The organism is Halarcobacter mediterraneus, from assembly GCF_004116625.1.
GTDB lineage: Bacteria > Campylobacterota > Campylobacteria > Campylobacterales > Arcobacteraceae > Halarcobacter > Halarcobacter mediterraneus.
Genome location: NZ_NXIE01000026.1, coordinates 1 through 435, shown reverse-complemented (window position 1 = coordinate 435; position 435 = coordinate 1). Strand labels below are relative to the sequence as shown.

At 35.2% G+C, this 435-nt stretch carries 1 protein-coding gene; it reads left to right on the top strand.

The window, feature by feature from the left end; all coding sequences use genetic code 11:
• Positions 1 to 44 precede the first annotated feature (44 nt).
• Positions 45 to 347, top strand: a complete 303-nt coding sequence (locus CP965_RS14510) for an immunoglobulin-like domain-containing protein (protein ID WP_407646427.1) — start codon at positions 45 to 47, stop codon at positions 345 to 347.
• Positions 348 to 435 lie beyond the last annotated feature (88 nt).

Sequence of the window (435 nt, the reverse complement as noted above, 5' to 3'; positions counted from 1 at the left end):
ATGTAGTATATAGAGAAACAGATGGAACAATAGAGGACTTATAAATAACAGGAACTACTGGTGGATGTTATGAAGACCTAGATAAAATAACAACATCAACAACAGTAGTAACAGAAGATACACCTGATACAACACAAGTAAATCTTACAGCCACAAAAGAAGTAGAAGCAGGTGAAGATATAACATATACAGCAAGTGTAGCTAATCCACCAAAGACAGATTTAGTAATCAAATTAAGTAATGGAGCAGAGATTACAATTAAAGCTGGAGAAACAAGTGGAAGTGTAACAGTAGCAAGTCCTGTCGCTGATACACATGAGACAGAGGAAACAAAAAAGGACGTATAAATTACAGAGACTGACGGAGAAGGTAAAGAAGACCTAAAACATATAGAAAGAGTGACAACTGACATAACAGAGTGTTAACATAAACACA